This window comes from Thalassobacter sp. HA4-2 (genome assembly GCF_055693705.1).
Window position 1 is genome coordinate 846,079 of record NZ_JBVFUK010000001.1, and the last position, 14,493, is coordinate 860,571.

The following is a 14,493-nucleotide window of genomic DNA, read 5'->3' on the forward strand; positions in this document are numbered from 1 at the left end:
AGGAGCCTTCCCATGGCTAAGGAAAAGTTTGAACGTTCTAAACCACACGTCAACATCGGCACGATTGGCCACGTTGACCACGGCAAGACGACCCTGACGGCAGCGATCACCAAGCAGTTTGGTGACTTCAAAGCCTACGACGAAATCGACGGCGCGCCCGAAGAGAAAGCCCGTGGCATCACGATCTCGACCGCCCACGTGGAATACGAGACCGAGACCCGTCACTACGCCCACGTCGACTGCCCCGGCCACGCCGACTACGTCAAGAACATGATCACCGGTGCGGCCCAGATGGACGGCGCGATCCTGGTTGTGAACGCCGCCGACGGCCCCATGCCCCAAACGCGCGAGCACATCCTGCTGGGCCGTCAGGTGGGCATCCCCTACATGGTCGTGTTCATGAACAAAGTGGACCAGGTCGACGACGAAGAGCTGCTCGAACTGGTTGAAATGGAGATCCGCGAGCTGCTGTCCTCCTACGACTACCCCGGCGACGACATCCCCGTTGTGGCAGGCTCCGCGCTGGCCGCTCTGGAAGATCGCGACGACAACATCGGCAAAGACAAGATTGCTGAACTGATGGCCGCCGTCGACGACTACATCCCGACACCCGCGCGCGCCGTGGATCAGCCCTTCTTGATGCCCATCGAGGACGTGTTCTCGATCTCCGGCCGTGGTACGGTTGTGACCGGTCGCGTTGAGCGTGGCGTGATCAACGTCGGCGAAGAGATTGAAATCGTTGGTATTCGCGACACATCCAAAACGACCTGCACGGGCGTTGAAATGTTCCGCAAGCTGCTGGACCGCGGCGAGGCTGGCGACAACATCGGTGCCCTGCTGCGCGGTGTGGACCGTGAAGGCGTGGAGCGTGGCCAGGTTCTGTGCAAGCCAGGTTCCGTGAAGCCTCACACGAAGTTCGAGGCCGAGGCCTACATCCTGACCAAGGAAGAGGGTGGCCGCCACACGCCGTTCTTTGCGAACTACCGCCCGCAGTTCTACTTCCGCACGACGGACGTGACCGGCACGGTTGAGCTGCCCGCAGGCACCGAAATGGTGATGCCCGGCGACAACCTGAAGTTCAACGTCGAGCTGATCGCCCCCATCGCGATGGAACAAGGCCTGCGCTTTGCCATCCGCGAAGGCGGCCGCACCGTCGGCGCCGGCGTGGTGTCCAACATCACCGAGTAAGCCACCGCTTACCGAACATGCAGAAGGGCCGTCCCCAAGGGGCGGCCCTTTTTGCATCCGGCGGCTACACCATCGTCGATGCCATTTGATGGTGACGCCCAGATGGCCACCAAGGGCTAGAGTTAAGCACGCAGGCTCGCTACGCTGCCACCATGTCAGATTTACAAACCGTCATCACCATTCATGATCAGAACCTGCTGGATCGCTATGAACAGGGCCAGAAGTTCGCGGCCTTGCAGGGCCGCTATGTGTACATGTGTGTGGGGATGGCCGCGTTTCATCCATCGTCCACATCCGCACATGCGATCGTCGCTCGCGATTTGGCGGATAACATCGAAAGCCATCGTTATCTTGTCGATTTCACCTGCTGGTACGCTACGGTCAAAAACCAGTTGATCACTTCGGACATAGTGGCACTGATCCAGTACGACGTATCCATCACCGACGGTTTTGTTGCGCAGACGGAACATGTTTTGTCCGAGGATCCGTCGTGCATTGTTGGCTACAGCCCGGTTCCCCTAAAGGACCGGAATTTCATCCGCGACAATATGGGTGTCGCCCCGCTGCTCAAAGCATGTCGCGCTGTTTATGGCATTGACGCGTGGAAGGTTCTAAAAACCTATTTGCGCTGGTCCCAAGACGAATACTGGCCCGCCACAAATAACGTCGCCATGCATCGAGATACCCTGGCTGATTTTGTGCGCTGGTTCACGCCCTTGGCGATGCACATGGGCAATGAAAAACCAGTCGGCCATGCCTTTGAACGTGCGATCAAGCTCTACTGTGTTCTGTCGGGGCGCCAAAATCACTACCTGCCGGATGTGTTGCACCACTTCCAATTGGACAGCCATAAAACCCAAGGGATCGACAAGGACCTTGCGCAATTGCACGCTGTGCTTGCCGCCAACAAGACGGAGTAGGTTTACCTGTGTAGGCAACGTCTCGATTGGTCTTTACACCCCATCCGACTCCCCCTATACGCTCGCTATCGACACCGGGCTGCCATTGGCGGCCCGCTTTGTTGTGGCGCTGATGAGGGTGCCGGGTGGTCCGGTTTCCTCCTCTCAGGCCTGAAATACTGATACGAAAGGCCTTCCAACATGAAGAGCCAAAACATCCGTATTCGGTTGAAAGCGTTTGACTATCGCGTGCTGGATGCCTCCGCCGCAGAGATCGTCAGCACCGCGAAACGGACGGGCGCCAATGTGCGCGGCCCCATCCCGATGCCGAACAAGATCGAAAAATTCACCGTTCTGCGTGGCCCCCACGTTGACAAAAAATCCCGCGACCAGTGGGAAATCCGCACGCACAAGCGCATGCTGGATATCGTTGACCCAACGCCGCAGACCGTGGACGCGCTGATGAAGCTCGACCTGGCCGCTGGTGTTGCCGTCGACATCCAAGTGATGGGAGCGGCCTGATATGCGGTCCGGTCTGATTGCAAAGAAAGTCGGCATGACCCGGCTGTTCATGGAGGATGGTCGCCAGATTCCGGTCACCGTTCTCGATCTCGAAGGGGCGCAAGTCGTTGCCCAACGTACCGAGGCGACCGACGGCTACACCGCCGTGCAGATGGGCGCAGGCGCGGCGAAAGCAAAACGCACCTCCGCCCCCATGCGCGGTCACTTCGCCAAGGCGGGCGTTGCCCCCAAGCGCAAGCTGGTCGAATTCCGCGTGTCCTCCGACAACCTGATCGAAGTTGGCGCAGAGCTGTCCGCCGAGCACTTCATCGCCGGTCAAAAGGTTGACGTGACAGGTACGTCCATCGGTAAAGGTTTTGCCGGTGCGATGAAGCGCTGGAACTTTGGTGGTCTGCGCGCCTCGCACGGTGTGTCGATCTCGCACCGTTCGCACGGTTCCACCGGCCAATGTCAGGACCCCGGCAAGGTGTTCAAAGGCAAGAAAATGGCCGGTCACATGGGTGCAGCCCGCGTGACGACACAGAACCTCGAAGTCGTGAAAACGGATGCAGACCGCAACCTGATCATGATCAAAGGCGCTGTTCCCGGTTCCAAAGGCGGTTGGGTCACGATCAAGGACGCGGTGAAAAAGCCTGCGCCCGAAGGTCTGCCTATGCCCGCGGCGATCAAATCCGCAGCTGCTGCTGAAGCGCCCGCTGAGGCACCGAGCGAAGGAGCTGAAGAATGAAACTTGATGTGATCACTCTCGACGGTGGCAAGGCTGGCTCGGTTGAGCTGTCCGAGGACCTGTTCGGTCTGGAGCCACGCGCGGACATTCTGCACCGTGTGGTCCGTTGGCAGCGCAACAATGCGCAGGCCGGCACCCACAAGGTAAAGACCCGTTCCGAGACGTCTTACTCGACCAAGAAGATCTATCGCCAAAAGGGCACCGGTGGCGCACGTCACGGGTCGCGCAATGCGCCGATCTTCCGCGGTGGTGGTGTCTACAAGGGCCCAACGCCTCGCAGTCACGGCCACGAGCTGACGAAAAAGTTCCGCAAACTGGGCCTCAAGCACGCCCTGTCCGCCAAAGCCAAAGCGGGGGAGATCGTTGTGATCGACACCGCCGCCGCCGACGGCAAAACCGCAGTCTTGGCCAAACAGGTCAAGGAGCTGGGTTGGAAGCGTGCGCTGGTCATCGATGGTGCGGATGTGAACGAGAACTTCCTGAAAGCCTCGTCCAACATCAACGGCCTCGACATCCTGCCCAGCCAGGGCGCGAACGTCTATGACATCCTGAAACGTGACACGCTCGTGCTCACCAAGGCAGGTGTCGAAGCATTGGAGGCTCGCCTGAAATGAGTGCAAATGCAAAACACTACGATGTCGTGCGCAAGCCGATCATCACCGAGAAGGCGACAATGGCCTCCGAGAACGGTGCGGTCGTGTTTGAAGTGGCGATTGATGCCAACAAACCTGCGATCAAAGAGGCCGTCGAGGCGCTGTTTGGTGTGAAGGTGAAGGCGGTCAACACCACGATCACCAAAGGCAAGGTCAAGCGGTTCCGGGGTCAACTCGGCAAACGTAAGGACATCAAGAAAGCCTACGTGACGCTGGAAGACGGCAACACAATCGACGTGAGCACCGGCCTGTAAGGTCGCGTTTCACTGTGAACACGGAAAACCCCGGGGGCGCGGCTCTCGGGGTTTTCTTTGCGCGAGGGCCGCGTAGTGTGGCGTCAAAGGGGACACGCCATGAAATCAGTACCGAAAGCGACCACCGACGCGGCCTTGATCAAGGCGTTCCTGGAAAAGGGCGGCAAGGTGACGAAGGGCAAGACCAAACCCGCGCCCGCGGAATTGGGGCTCAGCAACAATGTCTGGGGCAACAAGTTGACCAAGGAAGAGAAGAAGGCGCGGGACGGGACAGATCAATAGGAATGCAACACCTCTTCCACTTACCGTCGATCTATGATCTTTAATGTGTCGGTTAAATGGGTCGAGCAGAATAATCCATCTCATCTAAGAATTTTCATTTAGGAAGAACAATGAGCGAAAATACGTATCCTTCCGGTCAGATGTCTGGTGTATCAGAAACTGTAAAAGGTCGATCTCCACATTGGCAAAAAATTGGATTTTTGACTATCGCAGCACTATTGTCCGGCTATGTGATACGTTTTTTGAATGCTCCAGACGAATGGTCGCAATGGCTAGATCGTCTAGTTGTTAGTGTGGGCTTTTTTATTCTTTTATTCGGTTTGATTTGGCGTGAATTTACAAGAATAAGAAAGGAAAAATACGCGAACGTGCAGGAAGATTTGCATGGAATCCAGCATGTTATTCGCGATCAACTTACGATATTATCGCTAATGGAAGGTAGGCCCAGAGAAGATATTAAACTTCATGCGCATATCGTTTGGGCCAATACGCAAGAGTGCTTGAACCGGCTAGCAGCAATCTTCTCACTTTTAACAGGTACAAAGTGCCGCGTATCTATCAAAATGATTGAACCTGGGGCGGACGAAGAAAGGCCAGTTGTTTATACTTTCATACGCGATACAGATTCGGAACGTTTTTATGACAACAACGATGATAGTCGACGCCGGGATGGTCTTGATTTGCTCGACAACAACACTGATTTTCGCTCTGTATTTGGTGAAGATGGAGAGCGATGGTTTTTCTGTAATGACCTACCTGCCCATTCTTATTACAGCAACTCCCGAGATCAAATGCTCAACCAAAGAGATTTGACTGGTTATCGGGGAATATTAAACCTTTTTAAACCTGTCGATTGGAAACTCCCGTATCGGTCGTGCATAGTCTGGCCTATCAGGCAAAAAGTTTTGAAACCTAGCTTAGGCGAAGAATTCAGTTTTGCTGGCTTTTTGACGGTGGACTCAAATCATCGAGGTGTGTTTGACGAACGTTTTGATCCTCACTTAGGGGCAGGTGTTGCAGACGCTTTACACAATATGTTGTTACGTTTAGAAGAGGTGGGGCAGGATGGTGCTTAACATGACTAAATCTGGTAAATATACGACGTCTAAAGCAGAGGCCAACTCCGGCTCATATCGTATGGCTAAGTCAGATAGTGGGCGTTCCTTTTATTATGTGACAAAGAGTTCTGAAGGGGATGTCGTTGAAAGAACTCGAACACTTGTACCTTCAAGGAAGAATATCTTTTTTGTGCGGCCTAAGGCTTCGTCAGCAGCATAATTGATGGGACGTTGGTGGGCATAATCTCATTGACCCCCACACCCCCATCCCCTAAACGCACCCACAAGGCAGCGCCCCGGATTCGTCCGGGGCTCTTTCTTTGCGCTATCTAGCGTATTCGCCGGGGACCTTCGGGGCCCTTTACATAGCGGGGGCCGAACACTCCCTCGCACAGCAACGGAAGACAGATAACATGGCACTTAAGTCGTATAAGCCAACGACGCCGGGCCAGCGTGGGCTGGTTCTGATCGACCGTTCGGAACTGTTTAAAGGTCGCCCCGTCAAGGCGCTGACCGAAGGTTTGTCCAAATCGGGCGGCCGTAACAACACCGGACGGATCACGTCGCGTCGGCGTGGTGGTGGGGCAAAACGCCTTTACCGGATCGTAGATTTCAAACGCAGAAAGATGGACGTCACGGCCACGGTCGAACGCATCGAGTATGACCCCAACCGCACCGCGTTCATCGCGCTGGTCCGCTACACCGACAATGAGCAAGCCTACATCCTGGCACCTCAGCGTTTGGGCATTGGCGATCAGGTTGTGGCTTCGGCCAAGGCCGACATCAAACCCGGCAACGCGATGCCCTTCAGCGGCATGCCCATCGGGACGATTGTTCACAACGTCGAACTCAAGCCCGGCAAAGGGGGCCAGATCGCACGCGCCGCTGGCACCTACGCACAATTCGTGGGCCGCGACGGGGGCTATGCCCAGATCCGTCTGTCCTCGGGTGAGCTGCGCCTGGTGCGTCAGGAATGCATGGCCACCGTTGGTGCCGTGTCCAACCCTGACAATTCGAACCAGAACCTTGGTAAGGCCGGTCGTGTCCGCCACATGGGCAAGCGCCCCTCTGTGCGTGGTGTCGCGATGAACCCGATCGATCACCCCCACGGTGGTGGTGAAGGCCGGACCTCCGGTGGTCGTACGCCTGTGACCCCATGGGGTAAGGATACCAAAGGTAAACGGACCCGTAACAAGAACAAGGCAAGCCAGAAGCTGATCATCCGCTCGCGGCACGCCAAGAAGAAAGGCCGGTAATTCATGAGCCGTTCTGTTTGGAAAGGGCCTTTTGTCGACGCTTACGTCCTCAAGAAAGCCGAAGCCTCCCGCGAGTCGGGCCGCAACGAGGTCATCAAGATCTGGTCGCGCCGCTCCACCATCCTGCCCCAGTTCGTGGGCCTCACCTTTGGTGTCTATAACGGTCACAAGCACGTGCCCGTGAACGTCACCGAAGAGATGATCGGCCAGAAGTTTGGGGAATATTCGCCGACGCGCACCTACTACGGTCACGCCGCCGACAAAAAAGCCAAAAGGAAATAAGCCATGGGTAAGGATAAAAATCCCCGCCGCGTGGCGGACAACGAGGCGATGGCCAAGCTGCGCATGCTGAAAACCAGCCCGCAAAAGCTGAACCTCGTCGCTGGTCTGATCCGCGGCAAGAAAGTTGACAAGGCGCTGGCCGACCTGACTTTCTCGAAAAAGCGTATCTCTGACGACGTCAAAAAGTGCCTGCAATCCGCGATTGCGAACGCTGAGAACAACCACAACCTTGACGTGGATGAACTGATCGTTTCCGAAGCATGGGTTGGCAAAAACCTGACGATGAAACGCGGTCGCCCCCGGGCCCGTGGCCGTTTCGGCAAAATCGTCAAGCCGTTTGCAGAACTGACCATCGTCGTACGCCAAGTTGAGGAGCAAGCCTAATGGGACATAAAGTAAACCCGATCGGCATGCGCCTTCAGGTCAACCGTACCTGGGACAGCCGCTGGTACGCCGACACCAAGGACTACGGTGATCTTCTGCTGGAAGACATCCGCATCCGTGAGTTCATCGGTGAAGAGTGTAAGCAAGCCGGCATCAGCCGTGTGATCATCGAGCGTCCGCACAAAAAGTGCCGAGTCACGATCCACACGGCCCGTCCCGGCGTGATCATCGGCAAAAAAGGCGCCGATATCGAAACGCTGCGCCGCAAACTGTCGGCCATGACCGACAGCGAGCTGCACCTGAACGTCGTCGAAGTGCGCAAGCCCGAGCTGGATGCAGCCTTGGTCGCCGAGTCCATCGCACAACAGTTGGAGCGTCGTGTTTCGTTCCGCCGTGCCATGAAACGCTCGGTCCAGAACGCCATGCGCATGGGGTCCCAAGGGATCCGCGTGAACGTGGCCGGTCGTCTGGGCGGCGCCGAGATTGCGCGGACCGAATGGTACCGTGAAGGCCGCGTGCCTTTGCACACCCTGCGGGCCGACATCGACTACGCCCACGCCGAAGCCATGACCGCCTACGGCATCATCGGCATCAAGGTCTGGATCTTTAAGGGTGAGATCATGGAACATGATCCCGCAGCCCGTGATCGTAAGGCACAGGAACTTCAAGACGGTCCAACACCTCGCGGTGCTGGCGGTCGTCGGTAAGGAGATAGGATAATGCTTCAACCGAAACGGACTAAGTTCCGCAAAATGCAAAAGGGCCGGATCAAAGGCGAAGCCAAAGGCGGCTCCGACCTGAACTTCGGCACCTATGGCCTGAAGGCCTTGCAGCCCGAGCGTGTGACCGCGCGCCAGATCGAAGCGGCACGTCGTGCCATGACGCGTCACATGAAGCGTCAGGGCCGCGTCTGGATCCGTATCTTCCCCGACACGCCCGTGACGTCCAAACCCGTCGAAGTGCGTATGGGTAAAGGTAAGGGTTCCGTGGATTTCTGGGCCTGCAAGGTCAAACCTGGTCGCGTGATGTTCGAGATCGACGGTGTATCCGAGCCCGTCGCCCGCGAGGCCCTGCGCCTTGCAGCGATGAAGCTGCCGATCAAGACACGGACAGTGGTGCGTGAAGATTGGTAATTTTTGCTTAGGCAAGAATGACTTAGCGAAAAACACAACCCCCGCTTGGGAACAGGCGGGGGTTGTTTTTGTGTCCAAAGTGCACGTATGCTCCTCAACATGAAGCGATATATCACAATAGCTCTCGGAGCTGTCACACTCTCGTTACTGGCCGGAGCGGTGCAATCAAAAGATGCTCAGTGTTTGCTAGTTGTTGACGGGGTCGAGTACTTTCGCGGCTCGTGTTTGTTTGAACAGTTCAATAGAGATGGATCGTTTTCCGTTTCTCAATTGAACGGCAAGCATAGAGCGATCATTTATGTAGATGCACCGGGCGAAGCCCATGGGTATTTCAACGATGAACCATACGCCAATCGTTTACACGGAAGCCTAGGGGACTTGGTGCGAGAAGAGGCTTGTTGGGTCAATGAACGTGTCAGCGTTTGTGCATGGTGAAATGACAAATGGCCCATTTAGGGCGAGCATGGCCACCGCATCAACGCCACCCAAAATTAAAACTTACCGACACCCGTTCTTCCTCGGCGCGGTTCATCATGACCTCGTGGCGCAGCCAGCTTTCCCACAGGATAACTTCGCCCTCTTCAGGCGTAACATAATGAAATTGCTGTAAATTCTCTGGGCAGTCTTTGCGGCGCAGGGGTGCGGCCATCATCATGGGCAGGCGGGGGTCTTCCAGTTTCAAGGCCGAACAGCCCGGGGGCATCTGGATGTAGGTCGTGCCCGAGATGACAGAGTGGGGGTGGATGTGGCCCGTGTGGATCCCCCCTCTGGCATGATGTTGATCCATAGGCTGTCGAGGTGCAGGGCTTTGTTGTCCAGATCGAAGTGGCAATCGCGTGCAAACTTTTCTGCGTGGGACATCAGTACCTTAGCCAGCGCGCCAAACACCGGGTTGCGCCATTCCAAGTCCAGCAGAGACGCGTAAGACGTGTAGCCGATGTAGCCGTTCTCCTCGCACCAGTCCTGCCCGGCCTCGTCGTCCTCGGCGATGGCATAGCAGTTGTCGAGCAGATCTTCGTTGTCAATCGCGTCCCCAAGGGCGTTGCGGTCGGCACGGTAAAGCGGGGTGGTGAACAGGTGTGTCAGGGTCATTCCAAACCCTTACCGAAACCTGAATGCCCCGGAAAGCCCCCGCCGCGACCCGTGCATGATCCCGCACGGGTCGGCCAAAACCCGTGCAGGTTGTCGCGCAGGTCGCGGTTTGGCGGAATGGGGTTGCCACGATGGGGCAGGGGGCCTATACGCGCGGTTCATCCACCTCCACCGGATTCGTGGTCACCCTGAAGGGGCCCGCCGGTGATGTTGAAAAAGGAACATACCATGGACGCTTCGGAACTTCGTTCCAAGACGCCTGATGAGCTGCGCACGGCTCTGACTGACCTCAAGAAAGAGGCATTCAACCTGCGTTTTCAGGCCGCCACAAACCAACTGGAAAACACAGCCCGCGTGCGTCAGGTGCGCCGCGACGTGGCCCGTGTTTCCACGATCCTTAACGAAAAAGCAGCTGGGGAGGCCAACTGATGCCCAAGCGTATCCTCTCTGGTGTTGTGACATCCAACCAAAACGCGCAGACCGTAACGGTTTCCGTGGAACGTCGCTTCAAGCACCCGCTGCTGCAAAAGACTGTTCGTAAGTCCAAGAAATACCGGGCCCACGACGAACAGAACACATTCAACGTTGGTGACAAAGTCCGGATTCAGGAATGTGCACCAAAGTCGAAGACCAAACGCTGGGAAGTGATTGCCGAGTAATCTTTGGGGCCTTTGGGCCCCTTTCGGTATTTGCCCAACAGTCTAATCGAAACCCTGGGGTCAATGACCTGCTGCAAGGCGGCCCCATAGGTCAGGAGAAACCAAATGATCCAGATGCAGACCAACCTGGATGTTGCTGACAACAGCGGCGCGCGCCGTGTTCAGTGCATCAAGGTTCTGGGTGGCTCCAAGCGGAAGTACGCAAGCGTCGGTGACGTTATCGTTGTTTCCGTGAAAGAAGCCATCCCACGCGGTCGCGTAAAGAAGGGTGACGTCCGCAAGGCCGTCGTCGTACGCACCGCCAAAGAGGTCCGTCGCGCAGACGGCACCGCCATTCGTTTCGACCGCAACGCGGCCGTGATCCTCAACAACAACAACGAACCCGTTGGCACCCGTATCTTTGGGCCAGTGGTTCGCGAGTTGCGTTCGAAAAACTTCATGAAGATTATTTCGCTCGCGCCGGAGGTGCTGTGAGATGGCTGCTAAGTTGAAAAAAGGCGACAAGGTCGTCGTTTTGGCCGGTAAGGACAAAGGCAAGACGGGCGAAATTGCCCAGGTCATGCCCTCCGAAGGCAAGGCTGTGGTTGAAGGTGTGAACATGGCCGTGCGCCACACACGTCAGTCCCAGGCCAGCCAGGGCGGTCGCATCCCCAAGGCGATGCCGATCGACCTGTCGAACCTGGCAATCGTCGACGCCAACGGCAAAGCCTCCCGCGTCGGCTTCCGCATGGAAGACGGCAAGAAAGTGCGTTTCGCCAAGACAACAGGGGACGTGATCTAATGCTGGACCAAGCAAACTACACCCCCCGTCTGAAGACGCTGTACCGCGACACCATCAAAGCGGCGATGATCGAAGAATTCGGTTACAAGAACGCGATGATGGCCCCTCGTTTGGACAAGATCGTCCTGAACATCGGTGCCGGTGCGGAATCCGTACGTGACAGCAAGAAAGCCAAGTCTGCCCAAGACGACTTGACCGCGATTGCGGGCCAGCTGGCCGTCATCACCAAGGCAAAGAAATCCATCGCTGGTTTCCGCGTTCGTGAAGGCATGCCTCTGGGCACGAAAGTCACCCTGCGGGGCGACCGTATGTACGAATTCATGGATCGTCTGATCAACGTTGCTATGCCCCGTATCCGCGACTTCCGCGGCGTGCCAGGCACCAGCTTTGATGGTCGTGGCAACTACAACATGGGTATCAAGGAACACATTGTTTTCCCCGAGATCAACTTCGACAAGGTCGATGAGAACTGGGGCATGGATGTGAACATCTGTACCACCGCCGCCAATGACACCGAAGCCAAGGCGCTGTTGAAGCATTTCAACATGCCCTTCAACAGCTGAGAAAGGGACGAAGATGGCTAAGAAATCCATGATCGCCCGCGAAGTGAAGCGTCAGAAGCTGGTGGAAAAGTATGCCGCCAAGCGCGCTGCGCTGAAGGAAATCGCAAACGACGAAAGCAAGCCGATGGAAGAGCGTTTCAAGGCGCGCCTGAAGCTGGCTGAATTGCCCCGCAATTCGTCACCGACCCGACTGCACAACCGCTGCCAGCTGACGGGGCGTCCCCACGCCTATTACCGTAAGCTGCGCGTGTCGCGGATCATGCTGCGTGAACTGGCCTCGAAGGGTCAGATCCCCGGCATGGTCAAGTCTAGCTGGTAAGGGAGAGATACTATGAATGATCCCTTGGGCGATATGCTGACCCGTATCCGCAACGCACAGATGCGTGGCAAATCCACTGTCATGACACCGGCCTCCAAGCTGCGTGCATGGGTTCTGGATGTGCTGGCGGACGAAGGCTACATCCGCGGCTACGAGGCCACGACTGGCGCTGACGGTCACCCCGCAATCGAAATCAGCCTGAAGTACTACGAAGGCGACCCTGTGATCCGCGAAATCAAACGCGTGTCCAAACCCGGTCGTCGTGTGTACCTGGGCGTCAAAGATGTTCCACAGGTCCGTCAGGGTCTGGGCATCTCCATTGTCTCCACGCCCAAAGGCGTGATGTCGGACGCAAACGCTCGCACCCAGAATGTTGGTGGCGAAGTGCTTTGCACCGTCTTCTAAGGAGGGCTGCAAATGTCTCGTATTGGTAAAAAACCGGTCGATCTGCCCTCTGGTGTTGAAGCTAAGGTGTCCGGCCAAACTGTTGAAGTGAAGGGCCCCAAGGGGACCCGCAGCTTCACCGCTGGTGACGATGTCACGCTGACGGTCGAGGACAACGCTGTTGTCGTCACCCCACGTGGCAAGTCCAAGCGCGCACGCCAGCAGTGGGGCATGTCCCGCACGATGGTGGGCAACCTTGTGACAGGCGTGACCGACGGCTTCAAGAAAGAGCTGGAGATCAACGGTGTGGGTTACAGGGCGACACTTCAGGGCAACACCCTGAAACTGGCGCTTGGCTATTCCCACGATGTGAACTTCGAAGTGCCTGCTGGCGTGACGGTGACCTGCCCCAAGCAGACCGAGATCATCATTGAAGGCATCGATCAACAACTCGTCGGTCAGGTTGCGGCAAACATCCGCGAATGGCGTGCGCCAGAGCCCTACAAAGGCAAAGGCATCAAGTACAAAGACGAGTTTATCTTCCGCAAGGAAGGCAAGAAGAAGTAAGGATTGCGATAATGGCAAACAGCAAACGGACCCTGTTCCTGAAGCGCCGCATGCGCGTCCGGAACAAACTGCGGAAAATGGCGGATGGGCGTGCCCGTCTGTCCGTGCACCGCTCGAACAAGAACATCAGCGTCCAGCTGATCGACGATGTGAACGGCGTCACTTTGGCCGCCGCGTCCACCCTCGAAAAGGATCTGGGCGTCGTGGGCACCAACAACATTGCAGCAGCGACCAAGGTCGGTGCGGCAATTGCGGAACGTGCCAAGGCAGCAGGCGTGGAGGAATGTTATTTCGACCGCGGCGGCTTCCTGTTTCACGGGAAGGTGAAGGCTTTGGCCGATGCCGCCCGCGAAGGCGGTCTGAAGTTCTAAAGACAACGCAGCGGGCCTAAATATTCGTACGAATATTTGGGCCCGTTCGATGATCCGGGCGGTCCACTCCTGTGGGCGCACTGGGATCGATCAAATCGGGCGCAGGCCCAAGATACAAAGGATTGCCACATGGCAGAACGTGAAAACAGAGGGCGCGGCCGCGGTCGCAACCGTGAAGAAGAAACACCGGAATTCGCCGACCGCCTCGTGGCGATCAACCGCGTCTCCAAGACCGTAAAGGGTGGTAAGCGTTTCGGCTTCGCAGCCCTGGTGGTTGTGGGTGACCAGCGCGGCCGCGTCGGTTTCGGCAAAGGCAAGGCGAAAGAAGTGCCCGAGGCGATCCGCAAGGCGACCGAGCAGGCCAAGCGTCAGATGATCCGCGTGCAACTGCGCGACGGTCGCACCCTGCACCACGATATCGAGGGCCGTCACGGCGCCGGTAAAGTGATCATGCGCACCGCCCCAGAGGGCACCGGGATCATCGCCGGTGGTCCAATGCGCGCCGTGTTCGAGATGCTGGGCGTGAAGGACGTTGTGGCCAAGTCGCAAGGCTCCCAGAACCCCTACAACATGATCCGCGCCACGATGAACGGCCTGGGCCGCGAGCAATCGCCCCGTTCCGTCGCACAGCGTCGTGGTAAGAAAGTGGCAGACATCCTGCCCAAGCGCGACGATGCACCCGCTGCTGCGTCGCAAGTCGTTGAGGAGGCCTGATCCATGGGCACTATCGTCGTCAAGCAAATTGGCTCCCCGATCCGCCGCCCCGAGAAGCAGCGTCAAACGCTGATCGGACTTGGCCTGAACAAGATGCACAAAACCCGCGAGCTGGAAGACACCCCTTCCGTGCGCGGCATGATCAACAAGATCCCACACCTCGTGGAAATCGTTGAAGTCAAAGACTAGCGCTCCGTAGGGTGGGACTTGTCCCACCGCCCGGCCGCCAACGCCCCGCAGGACACTGCGGGGCGTTTTTTGTTCTGATCCAAGTGCAACAGGGGGACTTGCGATACGGTGCGGTGCGCTCTATACGCCCCCAGTGGCCAGTAATATGACTCGCGCCGCACACCGAAAACATCATGCCGTGTCCGCCCTATATCGCTTCGGGGGTGTGTCCGGCGA

24 protein-coding genes and 1 pseudogene are annotated in these 14,493 nt (G+C 57.2%); 24 read left to right on the forward strand and 1 reads right to left on the reverse strand.

Going from position 1 to position 14,493, the window contains the following annotated elements:
- Positions 1-12: 12 nt before the first annotated feature.
- The 13 genes from tuf (at position 13) to rplP (ending at position 8,638) form a co-directional block, all read left to right on the forward strand.
- On the forward strand, positions 13-1,188 hold the full coding sequence (gene tuf, locus ACZ1G0_RS04280) for an elongation factor Tu (RefSeq protein WP_472735793.1): 1,176 nt from the start codon (positions 13-15) through the stop codon (positions 1,186-1,188).
- 152 nt (positions 1,189-1,340) lie between these two features.
- Positions 1,341-2,108, forward strand: coding sequence for a hypothetical protein (locus tag ACZ1G0_RS04285; RefSeq protein WP_472735811.1), 768 nt, complete (start codon positions 1,341-1,343; stop codon positions 2,106-2,108).
- 180 nt (positions 2,109-2,288) lie between these two features.
- Complete coding sequence (rpsJ, locus tag ACZ1G0_RS04290) at positions 2,289-2,609, forward strand: 30S ribosomal protein S10 (protein WP_472735812.1); 321 nt, start codon at positions 2,289-2,291, stop codon at positions 2,607-2,609.
- Position 2,610: 1 nt separating this feature from the next.
- On the forward strand, positions 2,611-3,336 hold the full coding sequence (gene rplC, locus ACZ1G0_RS04295; RefSeq protein WP_472735813.1) for a 50S ribosomal protein L3: 726 nt from the start codon (positions 2,611-2,613) through the stop codon (positions 3,334-3,336).
- Positions 3,333-3,950 (forward strand): 50S ribosomal protein L4, encoded by a 618-nt coding sequence (rplD, locus tag ACZ1G0_RS04300; RefSeq protein ID WP_472735814.1) that lies wholly within the window; start codon positions 3,333-3,335, stop codon positions 3,948-3,950. The genes rplC and rplD overlap by 4 nt, the downstream gene beginning before the upstream one ends.
- Positions 3,947-4,243: a 50S ribosomal protein L23 gene (locus tag ACZ1G0_RS04305; RefSeq protein ID WP_472735815.1), complete on the forward strand. Its 297-nt coding sequence runs from the start codon at positions 3,947-3,949 to the stop codon at positions 4,241-4,243. Before rplD ends, ACZ1G0_RS04305 begins: the two co-directional genes overlap by 4 nt.
- Positions 4,244-4,342: 99 nt before the next feature.
- Positions 4,343-4,525, forward strand: a complete 183-nt coding sequence (locus ACZ1G0_RS04310) for a hypothetical protein (RefSeq protein WP_472735816.1) — start codon at positions 4,343-4,345, stop codon at positions 4,523-4,525.
- 110 nt (positions 4,526-4,635) lie between these two features.
- A complete protein-coding gene (locus tag ACZ1G0_RS04315; protein WP_472735817.1) occupies positions 4,636-5,601 on the forward strand; it encodes a hypothetical protein in 966 nt (321 codons plus the stop codon).
- Between the two features lie 395 nt (positions 5,602-5,996).
- Complete coding sequence (gene rplB / locus ACZ1G0_RS04320) at positions 5,997-6,839, forward strand: 50S ribosomal protein L2 (protein ID WP_472735818.1); 843 nt, start codon at positions 5,997-5,999, stop codon at positions 6,837-6,839.
- A 3-nt stretch (positions 6,840-6,842) separates the two neighbouring features.
- Positions 6,843-7,121: a 30S ribosomal protein S19 gene (gene rpsS / locus ACZ1G0_RS04325; RefSeq protein ID WP_472735819.1), complete on the forward strand. Its 279-nt coding sequence runs from the start codon at positions 6,843-6,845 to the stop codon at positions 7,119-7,121.
- 3 nt (positions 7,122-7,124) lie between these two features.
- Positions 7,125-7,505 carry a 50S ribosomal protein L22 gene (gene rplV / locus ACZ1G0_RS04330; protein ID WP_472735820.1) on the forward strand — a complete coding sequence of 127 codons (381 nt, stop codon included), beginning with the start codon at positions 7,125-7,127 and terminating at the stop codon, positions 7,503-7,505.
- Positions 7,505-8,212, forward strand: a complete 708-nt coding sequence (gene rpsC, locus ACZ1G0_RS04335) for a 30S ribosomal protein S3 (RefSeq protein WP_472735821.1) — start codon at positions 7,505-7,507, stop codon at positions 8,210-8,212. Before rplV ends, rpsC begins: the two co-directional genes overlap by 1 nt.
- Before the next feature lie 12 nt (positions 8,213-8,224).
- The gene (gene rplP / locus ACZ1G0_RS04340; protein ID WP_472735822.1) at positions 8,225-8,638 is read left to right on the forward strand and encodes a 50S ribosomal protein L16; all 414 of its coding nucleotides are present in this window, start codon (positions 8,225-8,227) and stop codon (positions 8,636-8,638) included.
- Between the two features lie 475 nt (positions 8,639-9,113).
- Here rplP and ACZ1G0_RS04345 read toward each other — a convergent pair.
- Positions 9,114-9,730 (reverse strand): annotated as a pseudogene (locus tag ACZ1G0_RS04345) (TIGR02466 family protein).
- 228 nt (positions 9,731-9,958) lie between these two features.
- Here ACZ1G0_RS04345 and rpmC point away from each other — a divergent pair.
- The 11 genes from rpmC to rpmD all read left to right on the forward strand — a co-directional run bounded on the left by rpmC (position 9,959) and on the right by rpmD (position 14,277).
- Positions 9,959-10,159: a 50S ribosomal protein L29 gene (rpmC, locus tag ACZ1G0_RS04350; protein ID WP_472737768.1), complete on the forward strand. Its 201-nt coding sequence runs from the start codon at positions 9,959-9,961 to the stop codon at positions 10,157-10,159.
- Positions 10,159-10,389: a 30S ribosomal protein S17 gene (gene rpsQ, locus ACZ1G0_RS04355; RefSeq protein WP_472735823.1), complete on the forward strand. Its 231-nt coding sequence runs from the start codon at positions 10,159-10,161 to the stop codon at positions 10,387-10,389. The genes rpmC and rpsQ overlap by 1 nt, the downstream gene beginning before the upstream one ends.
- Positions 10,390-10,494: 105 nt before the next feature.
- Positions 10,495-10,863, forward strand: coding sequence for a 50S ribosomal protein L14 (gene rplN / locus ACZ1G0_RS04360; protein ID WP_472735824.1), 369 nt, complete (start codon positions 10,495-10,497; stop codon positions 10,861-10,863).
- Position 10,864: 1 nt separating this feature from the next.
- Complete coding sequence (rplX, locus tag ACZ1G0_RS04365; RefSeq protein ID WP_472735825.1) at positions 10,865-11,170, forward strand: 50S ribosomal protein L24; 306 nt, start codon at positions 10,865-10,867, stop codon at positions 11,168-11,170.
- A complete protein-coding gene (gene rplE / locus ACZ1G0_RS04370; protein ID WP_472735826.1) occupies positions 11,170-11,733 on the forward strand; it encodes a 50S ribosomal protein L5 in 564 nt (187 codons plus the stop codon). Before rplX ends, rplE begins: the two co-directional genes overlap by 1 nt.
- A 13-nt stretch (positions 11,734-11,746) precedes the next feature.
- Positions 11,747-12,052, forward strand: coding sequence for a 30S ribosomal protein S14 (gene rpsN, locus ACZ1G0_RS04375; protein WP_472735827.1), 306 nt, complete (start codon positions 11,747-11,749; stop codon positions 12,050-12,052).
- 12 nt (positions 12,053-12,064) lie between these two features.
- Entirely contained in the window at positions 12,065-12,457 is a 393-nt protein-coding gene (gene rpsH, locus ACZ1G0_RS04380; RefSeq protein ID WP_472735828.1) for a 30S ribosomal protein S8, read from the forward strand.
- A 12-nt stretch (positions 12,458-12,469) separates the two neighbouring features.
- Complete coding sequence (rplF, locus tag ACZ1G0_RS04385; RefSeq protein WP_472735829.1) at positions 12,470-13,003, forward strand: 50S ribosomal protein L6; 534 nt, start codon at positions 12,470-12,472, stop codon at positions 13,001-13,003.
- A gap of 11 nt (positions 13,004-13,014) precedes the next feature.
- Complete coding sequence (rplR, locus tag ACZ1G0_RS04390; protein ID WP_472735830.1) at positions 13,015-13,374, forward strand: 50S ribosomal protein L18; 360 nt, start codon at positions 13,015-13,017, stop codon at positions 13,372-13,374.
- A gap of 129 nt (positions 13,375-13,503) precedes the next feature.
- Positions 13,504-14,088: a 30S ribosomal protein S5 gene (rpsE, locus tag ACZ1G0_RS04395; RefSeq protein ID WP_472735831.1), complete on the forward strand. Its 585-nt coding sequence runs from the start codon at positions 13,504-13,506 to the stop codon at positions 14,086-14,088.
- Positions 14,089-14,091: 3 nt separating this feature from the next.
- Positions 14,092-14,277 carry a 50S ribosomal protein L30 gene (rpmD, locus tag ACZ1G0_RS04400; protein WP_472735832.1) on the forward strand — a complete coding sequence of 62 codons (186 nt, stop codon included), beginning with the start codon at positions 14,092-14,094 and terminating at the stop codon, positions 14,275-14,277.
- The last annotated feature ends 216 nt before the right edge of the window (positions 14,278-14,493 follow it).

What these genes read in the sequence shown, in the direction of transcription:
- rplN (WP_472735824.1), top strand. Translation starts at nt 10,495, where the DNA reads ATGATCCAGATGCAGACCAACCTGGATGTTGCTGACAACAGCGGCGCG.
- rpsH (WP_472735828.1), top strand. Translation starts at nt 12,065, where the DNA reads ATGAATGATCCCTTGGGCGATATGCTGACCCGTATCCGCAACGCACAG.
- rplR (WP_472735830.1), top strand. Translation starts at nt 13,015, where the DNA reads ATGGCAAACAGCAAACGGACCCTGTTCCTGAAGCGCCGCATGCGCGTC.
- ACZ1G0_RS04285 (WP_472735811.1), top strand. Translation starts at nt 1,341, where the DNA reads ATGTCAGATTTACAAACCGTCATCACCATTCATGATCAGAACCTGCTG.
- rpmC (WP_472737768.1), top strand. Translation starts at nt 9,959, where the DNA reads ATGGACGCTTCGGAACTTCGTTCCAAGACGCCTGATGAGCTGCGCACG.
- rpsC (WP_472735821.1), top strand. Translation starts at nt 7,505, where the DNA reads ATGGGACATAAAGTAAACCCGATCGGCATGCGCCTTCAGGTCAACCGT.
- rplB (WP_472735818.1), top strand. Translation starts at nt 5,997, where the DNA reads ATGGCACTTAAGTCGTATAAGCCAACGACGCCGGGCCAGCGTGGGCTG.
- rpsE (WP_472735831.1), top strand. Translation starts at nt 13,504, where the DNA reads ATGGCAGAACGTGAAAACAGAGGGCGCGGCCGCGGTCGCAACCGTGAA.
- rplD (WP_472735814.1), top strand. Translation starts at nt 3,333, where the DNA reads ATGAAACTTGATGTGATCACTCTCGACGGTGGCAAGGCTGGCTCGGTT.
- rplF (WP_472735829.1), top strand. Translation starts at nt 12,470, where the DNA reads ATGTCTCGTATTGGTAAAAAACCGGTCGATCTGCCCTCTGGTGTTGAA.
- rplC (WP_472735813.1), top strand. Translation starts at nt 2,611, where the DNA reads ATGCGGTCCGGTCTGATTGCAAAGAAAGTCGGCATGACCCGGCTGTTC.
- rpsQ (WP_472735823.1), top strand. Translation starts at nt 10,159, where the DNA reads ATGCCCAAGCGTATCCTCTCTGGTGTTGTGACATCCAACCAAAACGCG.
- rpsN (WP_472735827.1), top strand. Translation starts at nt 11,747, where the DNA reads ATGGCTAAGAAATCCATGATCGCCCGCGAAGTGAAGCGTCAGAAGCTG.
- rpmD (WP_472735832.1), top strand. Translation starts at nt 14,092, where the DNA reads ATGGGCACTATCGTCGTCAAGCAAATTGGCTCCCCGATCCGCCGCCCC.
- rplE (WP_472735826.1), top strand. Translation starts at nt 11,170, where the DNA reads ATGCTGGACCAAGCAAACTACACCCCCCGTCTGAAGACGCTGTACCGC.
- tuf (WP_472735793.1), top strand. Translation starts at nt 13, where the DNA reads ATGGCTAAGGAAAAGTTTGAACGTTCTAAACCACACGTCAACATCGGC.
- rplX (WP_472735825.1), top strand. Translation starts at nt 10,865, where the DNA reads ATGGCTGCTAAGTTGAAAAAAGGCGACAAGGTCGTCGTTTTGGCCGGT.
- rplV (WP_472735820.1), top strand. Translation starts at nt 7,125, where the DNA reads ATGGGTAAGGATAAAAATCCCCGCCGCGTGGCGGACAACGAGGCGATG.
- rpsJ (WP_472735812.1), top strand. Translation starts at nt 2,289, where the DNA reads ATGAAGAGCCAAAACATCCGTATTCGGTTGAAAGCGTTTGACTATCGC.
- ACZ1G0_RS04310 (WP_472735816.1), top strand. Translation starts at nt 4,343, where the DNA reads ATGAAATCAGTACCGAAAGCGACCACCGACGCGGCCTTGATCAAGGCG.
- rplP (WP_472735822.1), top strand. Translation starts at nt 8,225, where the DNA reads ATGCTTCAACCGAAACGGACTAAGTTCCGCAAAATGCAAAAGGGCCGG.
- ACZ1G0_RS04315 (WP_472735817.1), top strand. Translation starts at nt 4,636, where the DNA reads ATGAGCGAAAATACGTATCCTTCCGGTCAGATGTCTGGTGTATCAGAA.
- ACZ1G0_RS04305 (WP_472735815.1), top strand. Translation starts at nt 3,947, where the DNA reads ATGAGTGCAAATGCAAAACACTACGATGTCGTGCGCAAGCCGATCATC.
- rpsS (WP_472735819.1), top strand. Translation starts at nt 6,843, where the DNA reads ATGAGCCGTTCTGTTTGGAAAGGGCCTTTTGTCGACGCTTACGTCCTC.